Source organism: Comamonas sp. SY3 (assembly GCF_041730275.1).
Classification (GTDB): domain Bacteria; phylum Pseudomonadota; class Gammaproteobacteria; order Burkholderiales; family Burkholderiaceae_C; genus Comamonas; species Comamonas sediminis.
The window spans coordinates 270,018-290,787 of record NZ_JBGTYN010000002.1 but is presented as its reverse complement, the minus strand read 5'-3'; the positions used below and the strand labels follow the sequence as shown (position 1 = coordinate 290,787).

At 64.4% G+C, this 20,770-nt stretch carries 17 protein-coding genes and 2 pseudogenes; 6 read left to right on the top strand and 13 right to left on the bottom strand.

Annotated elements, in window-relative coordinates; all coding sequences use genetic code 11:
• Window positions 1-48: 48 nt before the first annotated feature.
• Window positions 49-456, top strand: a complete 408-nt coding sequence (locus ACCQ08_RS04360; RefSeq protein WP_312409210.1) for a heme-binding protein — start codon at window positions 49-51, stop codon at window positions 454-456.
• Between the two features lie 90 nt (window positions 457-546).
• Here ACCQ08_RS04360 and ACCQ08_RS04355 read toward each other — a convergent pair whose 3' ends face one another.
• The 7 genes and pseudogenes from ACCQ08_RS04355 to ACCQ08_RS04325 form a co-directional block, all read right to left on the bottom strand.
• A complete protein-coding gene (locus ACCQ08_RS04355) occupies window positions 547-1,632 on the bottom strand; it encodes a metallophosphoesterase (RefSeq protein ID WP_239812188.1) in 1,086 nt (361 codons plus the stop codon).
• 137 nt (window positions 1,633-1,769) lie between these two features.
• On the bottom strand, window positions 1,770-2,294 hold the full coding sequence (locus ACCQ08_RS04350) for a dihydrofolate reductase (RefSeq protein WP_239812187.1): 525 nt from the start codon (window positions 2,292-2,294) through the stop codon (window positions 1,770-1,772).
• Complete coding sequence (locus ACCQ08_RS04345) at window positions 2,291-3,370, bottom strand: acyltransferase family protein (RefSeq protein ID WP_373449000.1); 1,080 nt, start codon at window positions 3,368-3,370, stop codon at window positions 2,291-2,293. Before ACCQ08_RS04345 ends, ACCQ08_RS04350 begins: the two co-directional genes overlap by 4 nt.
• A 113-nt stretch (window positions 3,371-3,483) precedes the next feature.
• A complete protein-coding gene (locus ACCQ08_RS04340) occupies window positions 3,484-4,152 on the bottom strand; it encodes a glutathione S-transferase (RefSeq protein WP_373449081.1) in 669 nt (222 codons plus the stop codon).
• Between the two features lie 42 nt (window positions 4,153-4,194).
• A pseudogene (locus ACCQ08_RS04335) lies at window positions 4,195-5,109 on the bottom strand (rhodanese-related sulfurtransferase); the annotation flags it as partial.
• A gap of 284 nt (window positions 5,110-5,393) precedes the next feature.
• Entirely contained in the window at window positions 5,394-5,924 is a 531-nt protein-coding gene (locus tag ACCQ08_RS04330; RefSeq protein WP_239812185.1) for a DUF3617 family protein, read from the bottom strand.
• A gap of 162 nt (window positions 5,925-6,086) precedes the next feature.
• Window positions 6,087-6,962 (bottom strand): LysR substrate-binding domain-containing protein, encoded by an 876-nt coding sequence (locus ACCQ08_RS04325; protein ID WP_312451357.1) that lies wholly within the window; start codon window positions 6,960-6,962, stop codon window positions 6,087-6,089.
• A 157-nt stretch (window positions 6,963-7,119) separates the two neighbouring features.
• On the opposite strand from ACCQ08_RS04325, the gene bla reads away from it, so the two are divergent.
• A complete protein-coding gene (gene bla, locus ACCQ08_RS04320; protein ID WP_373448999.1) occupies window positions 7,120-7,968 on the top strand; it encodes a class A beta-lactamase in 849 nt (282 codons plus the stop codon).
• 84 nt (window positions 7,969-8,052) lie between these two features.
• Here bla and argA read toward each other — a convergent pair whose 3' ends face one another.
• Window positions 8,053-9,399, bottom strand: coding sequence for an amino-acid N-acetyltransferase (gene argA / locus ACCQ08_RS04315; RefSeq protein ID WP_312409205.1), 1,347 nt, complete (start codon window positions 9,397-9,399; stop codon window positions 8,053-8,055).
• A 264-nt stretch (window positions 9,400-9,663) separates the two neighbouring features.
• Here argA and ACCQ08_RS04310 point away from each other — a divergent pair, with 264 nt between their 5' ends.
• From ACCQ08_RS04310 to hrpA, 4 genes are all read left to right on the top strand, one after another.
• Entirely contained in the window at window positions 9,664-10,659 is a 996-nt protein-coding gene (locus ACCQ08_RS04310) for a tripartite tricarboxylate transporter substrate binding protein (protein ID WP_312409204.1), read from the top strand.
• 66 nt (window positions 10,660-10,725) lie between these two features.
• Window positions 10,726-11,331: a flavin reductase family protein gene (locus ACCQ08_RS04305; protein WP_373448998.1), complete on the top strand. Its 606-nt coding sequence runs from the start codon at window positions 10,726-10,728 to the stop codon at window positions 11,329-11,331.
• 48 nt (window positions 11,332-11,379) lie between these two features.
• Window positions 11,380-12,138 carry a hypothetical protein gene (locus ACCQ08_RS04300; RefSeq protein ID WP_373448997.1) on the top strand — a complete coding sequence of 253 codons (759 nt, stop codon included), beginning with the start codon at window positions 11,380-11,382 and terminating at the stop codon, window positions 12,136-12,138.
• A gap of 80 nt (window positions 12,139-12,218) precedes the next feature.
• Window positions 12,219-16,289 carry an ATP-dependent RNA helicase HrpA gene (gene hrpA / locus ACCQ08_RS04295; RefSeq protein WP_373448996.1) on the top strand — a complete coding sequence of 1,357 codons (4,071 nt, stop codon included), beginning with the start codon at window positions 12,219-12,221 and terminating at the stop codon, window positions 16,287-16,289.
• Between the two features lie 55 nt (window positions 16,290-16,344).
• On the opposite strand, the gene ACCQ08_RS04290 is transcribed toward hrpA, so the two are convergent.
• The 5 genes and pseudogenes from ACCQ08_RS04290 to ACCQ08_RS04270 form a co-directional block, all read right to left on the bottom strand.
• A complete protein-coding gene (locus tag ACCQ08_RS04290; protein WP_373448995.1) occupies window positions 16,345-17,010 on the bottom strand; it encodes an isochorismatase family protein in 666 nt (221 codons plus the stop codon).
• Between the two features lie 40 nt (window positions 17,011-17,050).
• The gene (locus ACCQ08_RS04285; protein ID WP_239812177.1) at window positions 17,051-17,893 is read right to left on the bottom strand and encodes an ABC transporter permease; all 843 of its coding nucleotides are present in this window, start codon (window positions 17,891-17,893) and stop codon (window positions 17,051-17,053) included.
• A gap of 2 nt (window positions 17,894-17,895) precedes the next feature.
• Window positions 17,896-18,684 carry an ABC transporter ATP-binding protein gene (locus ACCQ08_RS04280; RefSeq protein WP_312451375.1) on the bottom strand — a complete coding sequence of 263 codons (789 nt, stop codon included), beginning with the start codon at window positions 18,682-18,684 and terminating at the stop codon, window positions 17,896-17,898.
• 9 nt (window positions 18,685-18,693) lie between these two features.
• Window positions 18,694-19,701, bottom strand: coding sequence for an ABC transporter substrate-binding protein (locus ACCQ08_RS04275; RefSeq protein ID WP_373448994.1), 1,008 nt, complete (start codon window positions 19,699-19,701; stop codon window positions 18,694-18,696).
• Between the two features lie 267 nt (window positions 19,702-19,968).
• A pseudogene (locus ACCQ08_RS04270) lies at window positions 19,969-20,607 on the bottom strand (Tn3 family transposase); the annotation flags it as partial.
• Window positions 20,608-20,770 lie beyond the last annotated feature (163 nt).

Here is a 20,770-nt window from a genome sequence, read left to right as displayed (position 1 = left end):
GGCATGCTGAACAACGGGGTTTCCCCCCATCTTTTCCAAGGAGTCACCATGAAAACCAAAGCAGTGCTGGAGTTGGCCGATGTCAAGGCGGTGTTGAATGCGGCCGAGGCCGAAGCGGTCAAGAACCAGTGGATTGTGAGCATTGCCGTGGTGGATGACGGCGGCAACCTGCTGGGCATGATCCGCCGCGACGGCGCAGCCCCCGTGTCGGCCCACATCTGCGTGGCCAAGGCCCGCACCTCGGCACTGGGCCGCCGCGAGAGCAAGGGTTTTGAAGACATGATCAACGGTGGCCGCACCGCTTTCCTGAGCGCCCCGCTGATCGATGGCATGCTCGAAGGCGGCGTGCCGATCATGAAGGACGGCGAATGTGTGGGCGCTGTGGGCGTCAGCGGTGTCAAGGCACCGGAAGATGCGCAGATCGCCAAGGCGGGCATTGCAGCCCTGGGCCTGTAAGGCACGAGCACTCCAAACAGGGCAGCGAGCCCATCAACGACGAAGCGGCCACTGGCCGCTTTTTCCATGCATCAGGGGCTGACCCAGGCGTCACACCAGCGCTGGCACGGCCGCCTGCATAAAGCCGGTGGTGGGCTCTGCACTGCCGTCATCGAGCACCAGCACCCGCTCCGGCCAGCGCAGCGCCGCGAGCTTGAAGTCCTGCTCCGGCGGCTGGCCGGCGAGCCGGGCCGTCCAGCGCGCGCCCACGGAAAAGTCCACGCAAAACACATTGCCGCGCAGCCCGTGCCAGGCGTGGGGGTCGATATCGGCGAACAGGTCCTGGTCCCCCTTGCCCAGCACCGAGCGGTCGAGCTCATGGATGCGGCGCCAGTAATGGCCGACGACGACAGGTGTGCTGTCCGTATAGGCATCCCACCAGGCCACCCGCTCGACAAAACGCCATTTGCCGCCCGCAAAGAAGGGTTCGCTGCCTCTGCGCTCCACCCCGCAACTCAGCACCTTGAGGGGGTTGTACTGGGATTTGTTCAACTCGCTGTCGGCATGCGCAGGCATGAAGGGCGGGCAATGGGCGCCATCTTCGAGGTGGTAGGGCCAGGCCTGGTTTTCGGCCTTCAACTGGGCGGGGATGCCCAGCGTTTTTGCGTGCAGATAGGCCTCTTGCTCCAGCCGGTCATAGTCCTGCGCCACCCGCCCAAGCGGCAGTGCCCGGGCCTGGTCGATCTTGTCGCCGATCCATGCGGCATGAACGATGCGCAGGTCTGCGCGCTCCAGCGCGAGCGGCAACTGGCGCAAAAACGGCAGCATTTCGTCGTCAAAGGCCCTGTCCGCACGCGCATAGGGTGCATATTTGAGGTTGTCGGCCTCGATGCGCTCGTCAAAGTACCAGCCCGAGCCGTCCTTGGCGTCTTCGCGCAGCAGGTTGATCTCGTGGTTGCCGAGCACGGCGCAGGCATTGCCGGCTTCCACCCAGCGGCGCACGAGGGCCAGCACGCCAGGGCTGTCGGGGCCTCTGTCACAGAAATCGCCGACGAAGACCAGCGTACGGCCGGCCGGATGGATGCCATTGTCGTCATAGCCCAGATGCCGGACCAGCGCTTCCAATGCCAGGCGCTCGCCGTGCACATCGCCGATCACATCCAACGGGCCGGCGGGCAAAGCTTGTACCAGGCTCATCGTCACAGTGTTCCGTCTTGTTGCGTCGCCCCAGCGCTTGGTCCGGCACGCCGCAGATTGCTATTTGATGAAATCCATTTTGCATCAATTTGCTGCGCTGCACCAGCGTGGTGCCTTGAGACCTCGGCCTGTCCTACTCAGGACTTTGGGGCTTGCCTACGCTGGTAGCAGACAAACGCAAACGGCAGACCATTGCTGCTGGTCTGGGCTTCGCGCGAGACCTCGTGCCACTGGTCATCCAGCCCGGGTGCATGGGCGTCGCCGTCAAAATCCTGGTCGATCTCGGTCACCCAGACCTCGTCTGCCAGCGCGAGCGACTGGGCATAGATCTGCGCGCCGCCAATCACCCAGACCGGTTGGCCCAGCCCCTGGGCGGTGGCCAGCGCCTGCGGCAGGTCAGCAGCGACATGCACCCTTTCGCTGGCAGGGCTGGGCTGCCAGCCGCTCTGGCGGGTGACGACTACATTCTCGCGGCCCGGCAGCGGGCGAAAGCGCGGCGGCAGCGAATCCCAGGTCTTGCGGCCCATGACGACGGTGCCCCCGGCTGTCTTTTGCTTGAAAAAAGCCATGTCCTCGGGCAGGTGCCAGGGCAGTTGGTTGTCGCGGCCGATCACGCCATTGCGGGCGCGGGCATAGATCAGATGGATACGGGCTTGGGTCATGGCTTGGGAGCCGCCCAGCGCGCAATGGCGCGGCGGCAGGCTTGGTAGATGGGGTGTTCGATGGCGTGGTAGTACAGCGCAGACAGCGCGACCAGCGCCGCCAGCATCAGCAGCAGGCTGAAGGCGCGGTGCGGTATTTCCAGCGCCATCGAGGTGATGGAGTGCTGCGCGAGCTGGAACACCAGCAGATGCAGCAAATAGATGGCAAAGGCGTAGTCGCCCAGCTTGGCGAGCAAGCGCCATGCCGCATGCCGGGGCACTGGCAACAGCAAGGCGGCACCGACCAGGGCGGTGGCGGCAGCCCCCACCAGCAGGGCACGCTCCGGCCAGTGGAAAAAGCCGACGATGCCCGGCGCATACAACGTGGCGGTGACGCTGTAGTAAACGGCAGCCGCGCAGAGCAGGGCGCTGGCCAGCAGCCAGGCCCACCAGTGTTGCTGGGGCCTGCGCTGCAGCCAGCGGTACAAGAAGTACCCGGCAAAGAACTCGAGCACCAGCGGCGCGGCATAGAACCAGACCAGCGGCGTCGCTTGCGAGAACATGTCCGGGCGGTAGCGGCCTGTTGCGGCGTAATACAGCACCAGCACGGCGATGACCAGCGCCCAGAGCGCCAGCGCGCGGTCGCGCCAGGGCTTGGCCAGCAGCAGGCTGGCGCCGATGAGCAGGTAGAAATACAGCTCGTAGACCAAGGTCCAGATCACCGCATTGATATGGAGGCTGAAATTGGCCGGGTAGAGCAGCGCGGACGACAGCAGATGCACATCGGGCGGCATGGTGCCCAGCGCCTGCAAACCGGCTGCATAAAGCAGCATCGCGGGCCACCAGCCCGTGTAGATGCGGGCAAAGCGGGTGGCGACAAACTGGGCCGAGGGCCGCAGGCCGGTGGCGGTGTGGGTAGTGGCCAGCGCCATGATGACGCCACTGATCACAAAGAAGATGTCGACACCGACAAAGCCCCCGTCGGCGATGGCGCGCAGCCAGGGGGGGAGTTCGGGGAAGAAACGGTAGTTCCGCGCGTGGTAGAGCGCCACCCACAGGGCGGCGGCAAAACGCAGGATCTGGATGGACTGGATCATGGCACGGGGGTGGGCGCAGGCGGTCGGTGCCGGGCAAGCGCTGCAGCGGGCGCAGGGCTGCGGATCCGCGGGCAGTGCCTGTCACTCGCGTGCCGGGAGCGTGCGGCGCCCGCTCAGCGGAACAGCACGCCCGCTTCGTCCGGGTGCCAGGCAGGGTATTTTTCCATCACCTGCTCAAAAAGTGCCGAGTCGGTCAGACGCAGCAACCAGGCTTGCAGATGGGGCCAGGGGTGATTCTGCCATGCGGCTTCGTCGATACCGGCAAACTGGCGCACAAAGGGACGGATGGCCATGTCGGCCAGGCTCGGGTCGCGGCCAAACAGGTAGCCGGTGGCAGTCAGTTGCTGGTTCAGGCCGTCCAGGAACGCATGGGCAGTGGCCGCTGCGGCAGCCGCATCTGCTTGCGGATAGCGGCTGGGGTATTTGCAGCGGTCCAGCGCGGGCTTGAATACGCTGTCGTGGCGGGCGATGAGCGCGAGCATCTCGTCGAGGCTGCCGTCGGTAGGGCTCAGCCACTGGTCGGGGTCATTCTGGCGCAGCGCCCAGAGCATGATCTCCAGGCTTTCTTCCAGCACGGTGCCATCGGCCAGCACCAGCACCGGCACGGTCGCCTTGGGCGATGCATCCAGCAGCGCCTGCGGCTTGTCCTTGAGCACCACTTCGCGCAGCTGGCAGGCCACGCCGGCGTAGGCGAGCGCCAGGCGCGCCCGCATCGCGTACGGGCAACGGCGGAAGGAGTACAGCACCGGCAGGCCCTGCAAGGCCTCTTGCTGTGCCGCCATTTTTTGCTGGCGCGACTGCTGCGAGCTGGCCTGGGTGTGGCCCAGGTGGGTGTCACCGCGCTCATGCGCCAGGTCCATCTGCCGCTGGCGCTCGGCCAGCGAAGCGAGTTGCTCAGGCGTGCGGCTGCCATGGCAGTAGGGGCAACTGACGCCGCGCACATAGTGGGCATGCGCCAGTTCGTCCGCCCCCAGCGGCATGCGGCAGCTGCGGCAGAGCTGGTGCGGACCGCGCACCAGGCCATGGCCGACCGACACGCGCTCGTCAAACACAAAGCAGTCGCCCCACCACATCGATGCGTCAGCGTCCACCGTCTCCAGGTATTTGAGAATGCCGCCTTCAAGATGGTAGACCTCGTCAAAGCCCTGGGTCTTCATATAGGCGGTGGATTTTTCACAGCGGATGCCCCCGGTGCAGAACATCGCCACCTTTTGCTTGCCGTGCAGCGCGCCACCCGGTTGGGACTGCTCGGCCACCCATTGCGGAAACTCGGTGAAGCTCTTGGTGCGTGGATTGATCGCGCCCTCAAAGCTGCCAATGCCCACTTCGTAGTCGTTGCGGGTGTCGACCAGCACCACATCGGGCTGGCTGATCAGCGCATTCCAGTCCTCAGGCTTCACATACTGGCCGGCGTTGAGCGCCGGGTTCAGCTCGGGCACGCCCAGCGTGACGATCTCCTGTTTGAGCCGCACCCGCATGCGGTAGAAAGGGTTGCTGTCGGCAAAGGCTTCCTTGTGCACCAGTTGGGCCAGGCGCGGGTCGCGCTTGAGCCAGTCCAGCACCGCATGGACATCGCCGGGCAGGCCGGCGATCGTGCCGTTGATACCTTCATGGGCGAGCAGCAGCAAGCCCTTGACCTGGTGCTGGTCACACAGCGCCTGCAAAGGTTGCTGCCACTGGGCAAACTCCGGCAGGTCGATGAACTGGTAAAGCGCGGCGGTAAGGTATTGCTGGGACATGGAGAAAATCTACGAAAGATGCCTGCCGGTGGGCAGCATCTGTCGGGTATGGCAGAGGAAAAGCCGGGTGGACGCGAGGAGGGCCCTGGCATGCCATCTTGGGACGGCTGCATGGCGCTGGCGGGCAGCGCCAGCGCAGGCAGCACAGGGCGGGCCGCAGTCCAACGGCTGAACATCGTACTGTATCTGAATCACCCATTTCTAGATCTGGATCAGCAAAATGGCCCGGCGTGCAGACGTAAAAAAAGCCCGGCATGGCCGGGCTGTTGGACAGGTGCCAAACCTTACTTGGGGCTCAGGCCCGTGACGTCGTAGAAGTTGATCTTGCCGCCACCGTCGAATACGCGGTCGCCAGGATGGATGCCGGCGGGGCAGGCGCCCAGGTATTCGCCCTTGATATTGCGGGTGGTCTCCACGGTGCTGCCATCGGGCATCTGCTGTTTGGTGACCGACAGCACATGGAAGTTGTGCTGGAAATCGCCGCTGATCTTGCGGCTGCTCTCGATGCGCTGCTCCGTCTGGCCTACCTTGCAGTTGGAGGTGAACTGCCAGCCATTGCTGTCCCGGAGGCTGCTCGTCTTGCATTGCTGCACATCGTACTTGGCCTTCTGCAGCTCACGTGTCTTGTAGAAAGTGTCCTTGTCCATGCAGTCCTGGAACTGGACCGTCTGGCCATCCTGGTCGGTGGAACTGATTTGCCAGTGGCCCGACTTGGGGCGCGGCAGGTCTTCGATGTCGCCGGTAGAGGCGCAACCTGCAGCCAGCAAGGCGGCAGCAACAGCGGACAGGGAGGCGATATAGCGGGTGGAAAGCATGGATGTCCTCTCGGTGGTTGTGGTTCTGCGTAGACGCAGACTTGTAGTACAGGAACGCGTCACTGCCTATCGTAGGCGTGGCCTGGTTTACCCACTGTCTGACAAGCGCCGGGGCCTTTGTAGGAGATGGCCCGGCCTGGGTCCCGAGACCATCGCGGCCGGCTACTGGCCAGCGGCGGCTGGGCTGCACTGCTCCAGCAGCCAGCGCTCGAACGTCTGCATGGCCAGCGAGGGGCTGCGCGACTTCAGCTGGGTCAGCCAGTAGCTGCCGGTGTCCAGACATTGCGCCAGCGGCGCCACGAGGCGGCCGGCCTGCAGATCGCGGGAGAACAGCCGCAATGGCAGCAGCGCGACGCCTAGTCCTTGCGCAGCTGCCTCGGCCAGGGTCAACGAGGAGTCGAAGACCGTGCCACGCAGCGTCGGACAGGTCTGCCGGGTATGGGCAAACCACTGCTCCCACTCTCCGGCGCGGTAGGAGCGCAACAAGGTCTCATGGGCCAGGTCGGCCGGTTGCTGTATCCGCGCGGCAATGGCTGGTGCACACATCGGCGTCAGCGGTGCCTGCAGCAGTTGCCGGGCCGCTGTGCCATGCCAGGCACCGTCGCCAAAGCGGATCGCACAATCCCAGCCCTCGCCAGCCAGGTCCACCCGGTTGTTGTGGGTGAACAGCCGCAGGTCGACAAAGGCGTGGGCTTCCTGAAAGGCTCGCAGCCGGGGCAGCAGCCAGCCCACGGCAAACGTGCCCACCACGCCCACGGACAGCACCTCGTGCGGCCTCCGGTCTTGTACCTGCGCCAGCGCCCGCGACAGGCTGCCAAAGGCCTGGGCCACCACCGGCACCAGGGCCATGCCCTCATCGGTCAGTGCCAGGCCGCGTGGCAGGCGGCGAAACAGCGGCTTGCCCAACTGGTCCTCCAACTGTCGTATGTGCTGGCTGATGGCAGCCTGGGTCACATGCAGCTCCAGCGCCGCCCGCGTCAGGTTGAGGTGGCGTGCAGCGGCATCGAAAGCGCGCAGGGCATTCAAAGGCAGGTGCATAAGCTATAAGTTTTTCTTGTGGGTTTTCTTGGTTTTCATCGTTGGTAAAAACGTCGCTAACCCGGTAAATTCAGTGTCATCTATCGATGAACCATGAATTCTAAGGAGTGAATCAGTGTACAGAAGAAAGTTTTTCTTGACTATGGGTGCGGCGAACATGATAGCGACCTCGTCGCGCGCCTGGGCGGCCACACCTGCGCTTCGTTCGCCCGCGGAGCGGGCGTTTCTACGCGCGATGGAGGCGCTGGAGCGCTCGGTGGGTGGGCGGCTGGGGGTGTCGGTGCTGAACACCGGCACGGGCGTGGCACTGGGCTGGCGCCAGGATGAGCGTTTCCCGATGTGCAGTACCTTCAAGATGCTGCTGGCGGGCCAGGTGCTGTCCCGCGTGGATGCAGGGCAGGAAAAGCTGGATGCACAGGTCACCTTTGACCGGTCGGCGCTGGTGAGCTATTCGCCGGTTATCGAGAAGTTTGCTGGCAAGGCGCCGATGACGGTCGACGCGCTTTGCGACGCCATTGTCACGGTGAGCGACAACGGTGCTACCAATCTGCTGCTGGAGCGTGTCGGCGGCCCCGCAGGCTTTACCGCCTACATGCGCAGCTTGAAAGACCAGGTCACGCGGCTGGATCGCATCGAGCCTGCCATGAGCGAGTCCAAGCCTGGCGATGTACGTGATACGACCAGCCCGCTGGCCATGCTGACCAGCATGCAGACCTTGACCCTGGGTACCGCCCTGAGCCCGGCAAGCCGCGACAAGCTGGTAGCTTGGCTGCTTGCCAACACCACCGGGGACAACTGCCTGCGCGCGGGCGCCAAGGGTTGGAAGGTAGGCGACAAGACCGGAGCCGGTCCTGACACGCGCAATGATGTGGGCTTGCTCTGGCCGCCAGGCGGTGGTGCCCCCATCCTGGTGACCAGCTATCTGACCGAATGCAAGGCCGAGCCCAAGGCCCGCGATGCCGCACTGGCCACCGTGGCGGCCGAAGTGGTCAAGCTCTGGGGCTAAGGCGGCACCGATAGCGCCGGCATCGAAAAAAAACTGCCCCGGGTCAGGGGGCAGTTTTGCTGTGCGCGCTTCAAGCCCGCGCGATCACAGGTACTTGACCAGCACCTGGCTCTTGCGGCTCCAGTTGTACTTGGCCTTGCGCTGCTCGGGCAGCCAGTCGGGATCCACCGGCTGGAAGCCGCGCTTGAGAAACCAGTGCATCGTCCGGGTGGTGAGCACAAAAATGCTCTTCAAGCCCGTGGCGCGGGCGCGTTGCTCGATGCGCTTGAGCAATTTTTCGCCGTCGCCGGTGCCCTGGCTCTGGGGCGATACCGTCACGGCGGCCATCTCGGCGGTGCCCGCTTCCGGGTACGGGTAGAGGGCGGCGCAGCCAAAGATCACGCCATCGTGCTCGATGATCGTGTAGGCAGAGATGTCGCGCTCGATCTCGGTACGGCTGCGCTTGACCAGGGTGCCGTCCTTCTCGAAGGGCTCGATCAGCTGCAGAATGCCGCCGACATCATCGGGCTTGGCTTCGCGCAGCTCTTCCAGGCGCTCGTCGATCACCATCGTGCCAATGCCATCGTGCACATAGATTTCCAGCAGCAGCGCGCCGTCGGTGGCAAACGGCAGAATGTGGCTGCGCTCCACACCTTCCTTGCAGGCCTTGACGCAATGCTGCAGGTAAAAGCCCACATCGGTCGGCACGGTGGCAGGGGGCAGCTCGGCCAGCAGCTTTTGCGCTGCATCCAGCGGCAGCTCGGTGTCCACCGGGTTGTCTTCTCCTTCGGCTTCCAGCGGGTTCAGACGGATACCGGCCACTTCGGTCAGGAACATGAGCTTGTCGGCCTTGAGCTCGATCGCCACGCGCGTGGCCACTTCTTCCATGCTGAGGTTGAAGGCTTCACCGGTGGGCGAGAAGCCAAACGGCGAGACCAGCACCATCGCGCCCATGTCCAGGGTGCGGTGGATGCCGCCGACGTCCACCTTGCGCACCAGGCCCGAGTGCATGAAATCCACGCCATCGACAATGCCAACCGGGCGCGCGGTGACAAAGTTGCCGGAGATCACCCGCACCGTGGCGCCCGCCATCGGCGTATTGGGCAGACCCTGGCTGAAGGCCGCTTCAATCTCGAAGCGCAGCTGGCCGGCGGCCTCCTGGGCGCAATCGAGCGCGACCGAATCGGTTACGCGGATGCCATGCGAATAGCGCGGCGCATGCCCTTTGGCTGCGAGCTGCTCATTCACCTGGGGCCGGAAACCATGCACCAGCACGATCTTGACACCCAGCGCCTGGATCAAGGCCAGATCCTGGGCAATGGATTGCAGCTTGCCCGCTGCAATCGCCTCACCTGTCACGCCCACTACAAAAGTCTGGTTGCGAAACTTATGGATATAAGGCGCCACCGAACGGAACCAGGGCACAAAGGTGAAATTGAATACAGCGGACATGGGGGGTGGGGGTGGGGTATTTCCTAGAAGCACGCCAGATCGGCGGTTTGCGGCTGCCGCTATTGTTATACAAACATGGCGCCCCTGCATGCAGTTCGCACCGGAATCGGGCCTGTGGCCATGGGAAAAAACCATCAATGGCGCCTGTTTCATTTCTGCTGGCGCGAAGTGGAGGTTTCGCAATCACAAACGGCACGGGTGTGGGCAAAGCAGCGCGCCGGGCCGATGATGGCGGTTTCGCAAAAAAACAGCCTGGAGACAAGCATGACCACCACCATCAACCGCCGCCAGCTGCTGGCCCTGGGCGCAGCGCCCCTGGCCGCCGGCCTGCCCCTGCTGCATGCGGGGGCTGCGCATGCGGCCGACTACCCCAACAAGCAGGTCAAATTCATCGTTCCGTTTCCGCCCGGTGGCCCGGTCGACACGACGGCGCGGGCCTTTGTACCGCCGCTGGGCCAGCTGTGGGGCCAGGGCACCTTTATCGACAACCGCGCCGGTGGCGGCGGCATCATCGGTGCGGAGACCGCAGCCCGCCAGCCCGCCGACGGCTACAGCCTGTTTGTGGGTGCGATCCACCATTCGGTCAACCCGTCGCTGCATGCCAGGCTGGGCTATGACATCCAGAAGGACTTTGTGCCAGTGAGCTTTGCCGCCATGTTCCCGGTGTTTCTGGTCGTCAACCCCAGCGTGCCGGCCAAGAATGTGCAGGAGCTGATCGCGCTGGCCAAAAAGCCTGGAAGCAACCTGGCCTTTGCGTCTTCGGGCAATGGCGGCGGCACCCATTTGGCGGGCGAGCTGTTCAACATGCATGCGGGCACCCAGCTGCTGCACATTCCGTACAAGGGCAGCGCTCCGGCGATGACCGATGTGCTGGGTGGCCAGGTGGCGATGATGTTCAGCGATGCGCCCACCGCCATTGGCCATATCAAGAGCGGCAAGGTGCGGGTGCTCGGTGTTGCCAGCCCCAAGCGCTCGGCGCTGATGCCCGAGGTGCCGACCATTGCCGAGCAGGGCCTGGCCGGCTACGAGGCCTATTCCTGGGCAGCGCTGTTTGCGCCGGCCGGCACGCCCAAGGAGGTGGTCGCCAAGGTCAATGCCGATTTCAACCAGGTGATGCGGAACCCGGAGGTGCGCCAGCGCCTGTATGTCGCCGGTGCCGAGGCCGATCCCGGCACGCCCGAAGAGATGGCGCAGCGCCTCCAGTCCGAGATCGACAAATGGGCACGGGTGGTCAAGACCGCGAAGATCCGCATCGATTGAGCCACAACCCGCGCAGCGCGACGCAGACATGCACAATGGAGGGATCTTGTACTTGCAGACCCACCTATGGACCTGATCTCTGGCAGTGCCGACCCCCATTTTCAACCCGTCGCACTGGAGAAGGCCTACCGCCTGCTCAACCACGGGCCCACGGTGCTGGTGTCGGCCGCCGATGGCGCCGAGCGCAATGTGATGGCCGCTGCCTGGGCCTGCGCGCTTGATTTCTCACCGCCCAAGGTGACCGTGGTGCTGGACAAGGCCACCCGCACCCGCGCGCTGGTGGAGGCCAGCGGCCGCTTTGCGCTGCAGCTGCCCACCGTGCCCATCGCCGCCTTGGCGGTGGAGCTGGGCACCGTCAGCGCGCTGCAGCACCCGGACAAGCTGGCCCGGTTGGGTGTGCAGCTGTTCGATGCGCCAGGCCAGCAGACCCCGCTGGTGGCGGGATGCGCCGCCTGGCTGGAATGCCGGCTGGTGCCCGAGCCCCATAACCAGCAAAGCTATGATCTGTTCATTGGCGAGGTCACCGGTGCCTGGGCCGACGACCGGGTGTTCCGCGACGGCCACTGGCATTTCGAAACCGCGCCACAGGCGCTGCGCACGCTGCACTATGTCGCGGGCGGCCATTTCTATGCCATCGGGGAGGCCATTGATGTACCGGTGCCCAAGGTTTGATCGCGTTCCTGGCTGCTGCCGCGCCCAAGCCGGCGCGGGGCGGGTCTGATGTTTCTGATCTTTGCTGCCATCGTTGCGGCGCTGTTGGCCGTGCTGGGCTGGCGCATGCTGCGCAAACGCCGGCAACTGCGTTTTTTGCAGCAGTACCGGCTGGACGCCGCCTACCGCAAGGCGATCTGGCGTGACCACCCCTACCTGAACGATGCAAGCCTGGCGCAGGCCGAAGAGGCGCTGCGCCAGTTTTTCATCATGCACTGGCTGGCGCCGCGCGCGCAGCTGCAGATGCCTTCGCGCCTGGCCGATGCGCTGTGGCATGCGTTCATTCTGGATACGCGGCGCTACCAGCAGTTTTGCCAGCGCGCCTTTGGGCATATGTTCCACCACCTGCCGGCGCAAGCATCCAGCGCTGGGGCTTCGCTGGACCGGGCTTCGCAGATGCAGCCAAGCTGGAATGCGGCGATGCACACCCGGCGCTATATGGTGGGTGCGCTGCTGGGCGGCATTCCGCTGCTGTTTGCGCTCGACGCCGCTGCGGCCATCGAGGACGGCTGGCATTACCCGCCGGAGCTGCTGGACCAATGGGCAGCGGCCTTTGCGCAGGCGTCTGCTGCGGCCAGCAGCAGCACCGACACCATGTCCAGCCCGGTATCGGGCAGCGACAGCAGCCACCACCGGGGCGACAGCAGCAGCGCTGGTGATGGCGCCGATATGGCCAGCAGCACGAGTGCAGACAGCGAGGGCGGCTCGTCCGGCTGCAGTGGCAGCAGTTGTGGCGGTAGCAGCTGCGGGGGTGGCAGCAGCGATTGAGCGGCAAAGCCTGCGCGGGCCAAGGCGTTGTTGCGGCTTCGCAACCGGCGGAGGCCTGCTGCGGGGATAATGCTGCCCCTATGTCGCTCAAGATTACGTTTCCCGAATCCCTGCCAGTTTCCGCCCGCCGTGATGAAATCATGGAGGCCATGGACCGCCACCAGGTCATCATCGTCTGCGGCGAGACCGGATCGGGCAAAACCACCCAGCTGCCCAAGATTGCGCTGGCCCTGGGCCGAGGCAAGATCAATGCCACCCCCAATGACAAGGGGGAGGTGCGCGGCCACCTTATCGGCCACACCCAGCCCCGGCGTATTGCGGCCAGCAGCGTGGCCAAGCGCATTGCCGAAGAGCTGCAGACCCCGCTGGGCGATGTGGTGGGCTACAAGGTGCGTTTCCAGGACCGTTTGTCCAAGGACGCCTCGGTCAAGCTGATGACCGACGGTATCTTGCTGGCCGAGACCCAGACCGACCCGCTGCTCAAGGCCTACGACACCTTGATCATTGACGAGGCCCATGAGCGCAGCCTCAACATCGACTTTCTGCTGGGCTATCTGCGCCAGATCCTGCCAAAGCGCCCGGACCTGAAAGTGGTGGTGACCTCGGCCACCATCGATGCCGACCGCTTTGCCAAGCACTTTGCCGGCCCGCAGGGCCCGGCGCCGGTGATCATGGTTTCGGGCCGCACCTTTCCGGTGGAGATGCGCTACCGCCCCTTTGAGGATGCGAAGGACTATGACCTCAACGATGCGATTGCCGATGGCGTCGACGAGCTGTGGAGCGGTGGGGCCGGCGGCGACATTCTGATTTTTCTGCCGGGCGAGCGCGAGATCCGCGAGGCCGCTGACCACCTGCGCAAGCACCTGCAGCATTCGCCGGTACTGCGCAATGCCGAGGTGCTGCCGCTGTTTTCGCGCCTGTCGCAGGCCGAGCAGGACCGCATCTTTGAAGGCCATACCGGCCGGCGCATCGTGCTGGCCACCAACGTGGCCGAAACCTCGCTCACCGTGCCCGGCATCCGCTATGTGATCGATGCCGGCACTGCCCGGGTCAAGCGCTATTCCTTCCGCAGCAAGGTCGAGCAGTTGCTGGTCGAGCCGGTCAGCCAGGCAGCGGCCAACCAGCGCGCCGGCCGTTGCGGCCGCGTGGCCAACGGTATCTGCATCCGTCTCTATGACGAGGCCGATTTCCAGTCGCGCAGCCCCTTCACCGATCCGGAAATCCTGCGCTCGTCCTTGGCCGGCGTCATCCTGCGCATGAAGGCCTTGCGCCTGGGCGATGTGGTGAACTTCCCGTTCCTGGAAGCGCCGTCCGGCCGCGCGATTGCCGATGGCTACCAGCTGCTGGCCGAGCTCGGTGCGGTCGATGAGCAGGGCGAGCTGCTGCCGATGGGCCAGGCCTTGTCGCGCCTGCCGCTGGACCCGCGCGTGGCCCGGATGATTGTCGAGGCGCGCGAGCGCGGCGCACTGGCCGAGGTGCTGGTGATTGCCTCGGCGCTGAGTGTGCAGGATGTGCGCGACCGCCCGCTGGAAGCCCAGCAGCAGGCCGACCAGCAGCATGCCAAGTTCGACGACGAGAAGAGCGAGTTCAGTGGCTACCTGCGGCTGTGGAAATGGCTGCAGGATGCGCGCGGCGGCAAGGTGGTGGCCAAGAGCCGCAAGGACATGGCCCAGCAATCGGCCCCGGCCAAGGGCCAGGCAATGGGGCGCAATGCCGCCTTTTTGCCGGTGGCCCAGCGCAGCACCGGTGCGACCGCAGCGCTGGAGTCGGCCGCGCCGCTGGCCGCCTTCACGCCGCAGGACAGCGTCGCCGACGAGGCCAGCCACAAGCTGAGCAACCGGCAGTGGGAGCAGCTGCTGCGCCAGAACTTCATCAACATCCGCCGGGTGCGCGAGTGGCGCGACATCCATTCGCAGCTGCTGACGGTGGTCAAGGAGCAGCGCTGGCCGATGAACGAGGAGGCTGCCGGCTATGAGGCCGTGCATCTGTCCATGCTCTCGGGCCTGCTGGGCAATATCGGCTTCAAGACCGAGGAGGGCGATGGCTACCTGGGCGCGCGTGGCATCCGCTTCCATCCGCACCCCGGCGCGCATCTGTCCAAGAAACCGGGCCGCTGGATTGTGGCGGCCGAGCTGGTCGAGACCTCGCGCCTCTACGGGCGTGGCATTGCCGCCATCGAGCCCCAGTGGCTGGAGCAGGTAGGCGCGCACCTGCTGCGCAAGCAGTTGCTGGACCCGCATTGGGAGAAAAAGCAGGGCGAGGTGGCCGCCTATGAGCGGGCCACCTTGTATGGCCTGGTGGTCTACAGCCAGCGCCGCATCAGCTACGGCAAGATCGACCCGCAAGGCGCGCGCGACATCTTCATCCGCCAGGCGTTGGTCGAGGGCGACTGGGAGACACGCCTGCCATTTTTGCAGGCCAACCAGAAGCTGATTGCCAAGGTCGAGGAGCTGGAGCACAAGAGCCGCCGCCAGGACGTGTTGGTCGACGATGCACTCATCTATGCGTTCTACGACCAGCAGATTCCGCAAGACATCTGCACCGGCCGGGCGCTGGAGCGCTGGGTCAAGGACGAGAGCGCGCGCAACCCCGATCTGCTGCGCCTGTCGCGCGACGAGCTGATGCGCCATGAGGCCGCCGGCATCACCACGGCCGCCTTCCCCAAGACCATCAAGATGGGCGGGGTCGATTGCACGGCCAGCTACCTGCACCAGCCCGGCGATCCGCGCGATGGCGTGACCGTGACGGTGCCGCTGTTCGTGCTCAACCAGGTCAGCGAGGAGCGTGCCGAATGGCTGGTGCCGGGCATGCTCAAGGACAAGATCCAGGCCCTGCTCAAAAGCCTGCCCCAGCGCCCGCGCAGCCGCTTTGTGCCGCTGGCCGAAAACGCCCAGCGCCTGGCCGAGCTGCTGGGCAGCGCCGAGCGCTTTGGTGCCGGCAGCCTGGTCGAGGTGCTGCTCAAGCAGGCGCGCGATGAGACCTCGCTGGACATCAAGCGCGCTGATTTCAAGCTGGACATGCTCAGCCCCCACCTGTTCATGAACTTCCGCATCAGCGACGAGCATGGCCGCCAGCTGGGCCAGGGCCGCAACCTGGGTGCCTTGAAGGCCCAGTGGGGCGCCAAGGCGCGCGGCGCCTTCCAGGCGCTGGCCGAGCTCAAGATCGCGCCGCAGGCCGATGGCGCGGCCGCGCCGGCACCGGCGCAAGCCCCAGCCGCCGCTGCGAAGCAGGGTGGCAAGGCGGCCCCGGCGCCCAGCAGTGGTGCAGCCCAGGCCAAGCCGTCGGGGCCCGTACATGCGGCCGACAAGCTCTGGACCGATTGGAGCTTTGGCGCCTTGCCCGAGCTGATGGAGATCAAGAAGGGCAACCAGACGCTGATTGGCTTCCCTGCGTTGATCGACCACGGCACCGGTGTCGGCATCGAGGTGTTCGACGAGCCCGAGGTGGCAGCCAGCCGCCATGCGCTGGGCCTGCGCCGCCTGTTTGCGCTGCAGATCCGCGATGCGCTCAAGTACCTGGAGAAGAACATCCCCGATCTGCAGAAGATGGCTGTGGGCTATATGCCGCTGGGCACGCAGGAGGAGTTGCGCGAGCAGATCATCAATGTGGCGATTGACCGCGCGTTTCTGCAAGAGCCGCTGCCCGCCGATGCCGAGCAGTTCAAGCAGCGGGTGCAGGAGGGGCGCGGGCGTCTGACCCTGATCGCCAACGAGGTGGCGCGCATGGCCGCCGGCGTGCTGCAGGAGTACATGGCCGCCGTGCGCAAGATCAAGGATACCAAGAACGCCCCCGAAGCCACGGCGGATGCCCAGCAGCAGCTGCAAAAGCTGGTGCCCAAGAACTTCATCGCCATCGCGCCCTGGGCCCAACTGGGCCACTATGCCCGCTACCTCAAGGCGATCACCGCGCGCCTGGACAAGTACAGGGCCGACCCGGCACGTGATGCCGCCAAGCTCAAGGAGCTGCAGCCGCTGGAGCAGCGCTACTGGCGCCTGGTAGCAGAGCGCAAGGGCCAGGTGGATGCGCGCATGCAGGAGTACCGCTGGATGCTGGAAGAGCTGCGGGTGAGCTTTTTTGCGCAGGAGCTGCGCACGCCGTACCCGGTCAGCAGCAAGCGGCTGGACAAGGTCTGGCAGCAGCTGCAGCAGTAAGGATGCAGCGACACCGGCCATGCTGCGTGGCGCACCATGGCCGGGTTTTTTGGGGTCAAACCAGGCGGGTGACCACCTCGTCCACCGTCAGAACATCGCCAAAGAACAGCATCCAGTTGTTCAAACTGTTGACATGCTCATGGGGCGTAACAGCGGCCAGCGCGTCGTCAACCATCACGGTGGCGTAGTCCAGCATCATCGCGTCGCGCGCGGTGGATTCGCAGCAGACATTGGTGACAGTGCCGCCGATCAGCACCGTGCGCACGCCCCGTGCCTTGAGGACGGCGTCCAGGTCCGAGGCGCCGGGGGCGAGGGCGCTGTAGCAGCGCTTGACGACGGTGAGATCGCCCGGCAATACCTCCAGCGCTGGCGGCATCGCAAAGCCGGCATGGCCACTGCCCAGCTCCAGCAGCCGTCGCGCACTGCGCTCGGGCGTCAGCATATGACGGTGGTGGTGGGACCAGAACTGGTCGGCGCCGTCGGCACTGGTCTTGATCCACACGACGGTGCCGCCCTTGGCGCGCAGCGCCGCAGCCAGCTGGTTGACCTGGCCAAAGATGGCGCGGGCCGGTGCGCATTCGCCCTGAAAACCGGGCTGGGTATAGTAGTTCTGCAGATCCACGATGACAAAGGCCGTGGTCGCGGCATCGAACTGGTCATAGGGGTGGAGCACCCCCTGGCGGGCCAGCACGCGTTCTTCAATCCAGGGTTCAAACTGCATGGGGTGGTCGTTTCTTGAAATGGGGGATCATGATCAGCGCTCAGGCGTAGCGGTGCTGCACGCTTTTCTCCAGCCGGGTGACCGCCATGTACATCACCGCTGACAGCAGCGCCAGCACGACGATCGAGGCCATCACCACATTGAGCTTGAACACCTGGCTGCCATTGACGATCAGAAAGCCCAGCCCGGCGCTGGAGGACTGGAACTCGCCGACGATGACGCCGATCAGCGACAGGCCGATGTTCATCTTGATCGCGGCGATCACTGCCGGCACGCTGCCCGGGAAGACCACATACTTCATGACCTGGAACTTGCTCGCGCCCAACGTGGTGGCCAGCTTGATCTTATTGGGGTCGATGGCCTGAAAGCCTTCATAGACCACCATGATGGTGATGAACAGCGAGATGGCGACCGCCATGCCGTAGACCGAATATTCCGAGCCCAGCCAGATGTAGAAGATCGGGACAAAGGCAATCTTGGGCATGGCATTGGCGATCACGAGGAAGGGATCCAGCACCTTTTTGACAAAGCTGCTCCACCACAGCAGGGCGGCCATGCCGATGCCCAGCAGCATGCTGATTGCGAAGCCGATTACCGTGGCCTTGAAAGTGACCCAGGTGTGGCCCAGCAGGTCGCCGCTGCGGGCCAGATCGACCAGGGTGGGCAGTACCGCAGACGGGTAGCTGGTGAGCATGGGGTTGAGGATGTGGCTGCGCGCCAGTACCTCCCAAATCAGCAGGAATGCCAGCAACAGGCCGGCGCGGCTCAGCGCCACCAGGCGCTTGCGGCGCTGGATCTGGGCCAGCCACTGGCGGTATTCGGGGCTGCGGGTGTCGGCCTGGGCCGGGGCCGCCGTGTTGGTGGTGTTCATGACGGTGCTCATGCTTATCCTTCCACGTGGGCGTCGATCTCGTCCCACAGCACATTGAAGTAGTCGTTGAATTCCGGGCAGCCCCGGGCCTCGAAGGGCGTGGGCCGTTTGCCTCCCTGCGAGGGGAAATCCATGTGGTGTACCGATTTGATGCGCCCGGGCCGGCGCGAGAGCACGATGACACGGTCGGTCATCGCAATGGCCTCGCCAATGTCGTGTGTCACCAGGATCACCGACTTGCCTTCGTCGCGCAGCACATCGACCACCTCATCGGCAATCGACAATCGGGTTTGCGAGTCGAGCGCGGAGAACGGTTCGTCGAGCAACACCACATCCGGGTTGGTGACCAGGGTGCGGGCCAGCGCCACCCGCTGGCGCATGCCGCCCGAGAGCTGGCGCGGGTAGTGGTGCAGGTAGTCGCCCATGCCGCATTTGTGCAGCAGTTGCGTGGCGCGCTTTTCGGCGGCGGCCAGGTCCTTGTTCTGGATCTGGGCGCCCAGCAAGGTGTTCTCCAGAATGGTGCGCCATTCGAACAGGTAGTCCTGCTGCAGCATGTAGCCGATGCGCGGGTTGGGGCCGATGATGGTCTGACCGTCCACCAGCACCGAGCCGCTGGACGGCGGCAGGATGCCCGCCAGGATCGACAGCAAGGTGCTCTTGCCGCAGCCGGACTGGCCGATCAGGCTGATGAATTCCCCGGCCTTGACCGAGAGGTTGATGTTCTGCAGCGCCTGGGTTTCGCCCTGGGGCGTGAAGTAGCGCAACGAGACGTTGTCGACATGGATACGGTAGGGGTGGTTCATCGCAGTTCCTTATTTTTGGGCCAGGCTCTGCACCAGGCCCATGTCCACAAAACGCGCGTAGTCGACTTTCTTGCTCGCCTCCAGCACACCGCCTTGCACCAGCATCTCTTGCAGCTGGTCCATCGCCTGCTTCTCGACCATCGGGGTTTTCTTCCACAACTGCAGTTGCTGGTAACGCTCGATCGCACTGACCAGTTCAGCCTTGTTCACGCCGGTGAAGTACTCAGCCACCAGGTCCGCCAGCTCGCCTGCTGGAGCGGCCGCCGTGTACTGCTGGGCCTTGGCCACCGCCTGGGTCCAGGCCTGCACGGCGGCACGGTTTTTCTTCAGGTAGGCATCGGTGGTGGTGAACACGGTGTAGTCGACCATGCCGGCTTCCTTGCCCACCGACCCCAGCGGAAAGGCCTTGCCTTGCTTCTCCAGGCTGCTGGCCTCCGGCTCCAGGAAGGTCGCATAGTCGTTTTGGCCGGCCAGCCAGGCACCAGTGCGGGCGGCCGGGCCGATGTTGCTCACGAGCTTGACATCCTTCTTGGGATCCAGCCCCTTCTTGCGCAATGCCGCTTCCAGAAAGATATCGGGGTTGGAGCCTGGACGGAAGGACATGATCTTGCTGCCCTGGAGCTGCTTCCAGTCAAAGTTGGGCTCGGGCTTGCGGCCCATCAGCAAGAAGCCGTCGGTGGCGGTCAGCCCGGCAAAAACAATGGGTTTGACGGGCGACTCGCTGTTGGCGACATAGATTGAGGCCTCGGGTCCTATCAGCACAATATCGGCGCTGCCCGAGAGCAGGGCGGCCATGCCCTTGTCGGTGCCCTGGGAGGTTTTCATGCTCATCTCGATGCCGGCCTCCTTGAACATGCCTTTCTGGATACCCACATACATGGGAACATAGAGCACGGAGCGCACCACCTCTTCGTAACGGATCTTGTGCGTTGCCTGCGCCTGGGCCTGGGACAGCGGCAGCAGCGCTGCCAGCAACGAGGCGGCGAGGGCCGCGCGGCGGCGAAACATGAACTTCATTTCCACTCCTTGTATACAGAAAATGCAAACGGATGACTGAAAACAGCTAGATTTACTATCAGGTCAAAAAGAAATTCTAGAAAGTCTCTATATTTTCTTATTTATGTATTCAGTATCCAATTTATTGGGGGTGCCGAGGATCGGTGTTAACCATCAGGCTCAGGGCGCAGAATTGCTTGTAGGTTCGGGCTGCTCGGACGCAGATCAGCGCCTCGGATGGAGCGCTGCTTGATGGGGGGAGCCTCAGAAAACGGAAAATAAAGCACGCTAATCCGGTTGCAGCGGTTGCAGCGGTTGTAGTGGCCTGAACTTGCCCGCGCCAATCCTGGGGCCGGTGCGCCAGAGGTCATCGCCGGTGCGGTGATGTGCCCCCACCCGGGCGGAGCCAGGTACTGAAACAGGCCGTCATCGACGGTGTGGCCGTTGCTGCGCAGTCTGTGTGCTGCCCGCTCCAGATAGACCATGTTCCACAGCACGATGGCCGCCGTCACCAGATTAAGGCCGCTGGCCCGGGAGCGCTGCTGCTCGACACTGCGGTCGCGGGTTTCGCACAGGCGGTTGAAGAACACGGAACGGGCCAGCGCGTGGCGCGCCTCGACCTCGTTCAGTTCCGCATGCACGTGGCGGCGCAGCTCGACGCTTTGCAGCGCTCGCTGTGGCCCAACTCGCGCCGGTCTACCGCCACGCCATTCTGGCGCGGGTAGCTGCCGAGCTTCCGCAGCATTAATACGGCCGTCACCGTACCCAGCTTGATTGAGGTGGCCAGCCACAGGATTTCGTCCCAATGGGCGCGTGCTCATCGATGCGTAGGTCGTACGCGTGGTAAAGCAGGCCATCGAGCACATAGGTCGAATCGTGCATACCTACGCTCACCACCTTGGTGTGGAACGGCGCGGGCCTACTGGACCACCTCCAGATCCAGCGCATTGCGGCTCATTGAGCCCCGTTCAACGACGCGTACGGAGTAGCGCAACTGGCACAGTTCCATGGTGGGGTTGGGTCCGAAGTCGCACCCGCGAGCGTGTGTATCCCCCGAGATACAGTATTTGTACAATGCAATTGACATCTA

Bases quoted from the DNA above. Each gene is read 5' to 3' on its own strand.
- ACCQ08_RS04345 (WP_373449000.1), bottom strand. From the start codon at position 3,370: ATGATCCAGTCCATCCAGATCCTGCGTTTTGCCGCCGCCCTGTGGGTG.
- ACCQ08_RS04290 (WP_373448995.1), bottom strand. From the start codon at position 17,010: ATGCAGTTTGAACCCTGGATTGAAGAACGCGTGCTGGCCCGCCAGGGG.
- ACCQ08_RS04275 (WP_373448994.1), bottom strand. From the start codon at position 19,701: ATGAAGTTCATGTTTCGCCGCCGCGCGGCCCTCGCCGCCTCGTTGCTG.
- hrpA (WP_373448996.1), top strand. From the start codon at position 12,219: ATGTCGCTCAAGATTACGTTTCCCGAATCCCTGCCAGTTTCCGCCCGC.
- ACCQ08_RS04325 (WP_312451357.1), bottom strand. From the start codon at position 6,962: ATGCACCTGCCTTTGAATGCCCTGCGCGCTTTCGATGCCGCTGCACGC.
- ACCQ08_RS04350 (WP_239812187.1), bottom strand. From the start codon at position 2,294: ATGACCCAAGCCCGTATCCATCTGATCTATGCCCGCGCCCGCAATGGC.
- ACCQ08_RS04305 (WP_373448998.1), top strand. From the start codon at position 10,726: ATGGACCTGATCTCTGGCAGTGCCGACCCCCATTTTCAACCCGTCGCA.
- ACCQ08_RS04310 (WP_312409204.1), top strand. From the start codon at position 9,664: ATGACCACCACCATCAACCGCCGCCAGCTGCTGGCCCTGGGCGCAGCG.
- bla (WP_373448999.1), top strand. From the start codon at position 7,120: ATGATAGCGACCTCGTCGCGCGCCTGGGCGGCCACACCTGCGCTTCGT.
- ACCQ08_RS04340 (WP_373449081.1), bottom strand. From the start codon at position 4,152: ATGGCGGCACAGCAAGAGGCCTTGCAGGGCCTGCCGGTGCTGTACTCC.
- ACCQ08_RS04330 (WP_239812185.1), bottom strand. From the start codon at position 5,924: ATGCTTTCCACCCGCTATATCGCCTCCCTGTCCGCTGTTGCTGCCGCC.
- ACCQ08_RS04280 (WP_312451375.1), bottom strand. From the start codon at position 18,684: ATGAACCACCCCTACCGTATCCATGTCGACAACGTCTCGTTGCGCTAC.
- argA (WP_312409205.1), bottom strand. From the start codon at position 9,399: ATGTCCGCTGTATTCAATTTCACCTTTGTGCCCTGGTTCCGTTCGGTG.
- ACCQ08_RS04355 (WP_239812188.1), bottom strand. From the start codon at position 1,632: ATGAGCCTGGTACAAGCTTTGCCCGCCGGCCCGTTGGATGTGATCGGC.
- ACCQ08_RS04285 (WP_239812177.1), bottom strand. From the start codon at position 17,893: ATGAGCACCGTCATGAACACCACCAACACGGCGGCCCCGGCCCAGGCC.
- ACCQ08_RS04360 (WP_312409210.1), top strand. From the start codon at position 49: ATGAAAACCAAAGCAGTGCTGGAGTTGGCCGATGTCAAGGCGGTGTTG.
- ACCQ08_RS04300 (WP_373448997.1), top strand. From the start codon at position 11,380: ATGTTTCTGATCTTTGCTGCCATCGTTGCGGCGCTGTTGGCCGTGCTG.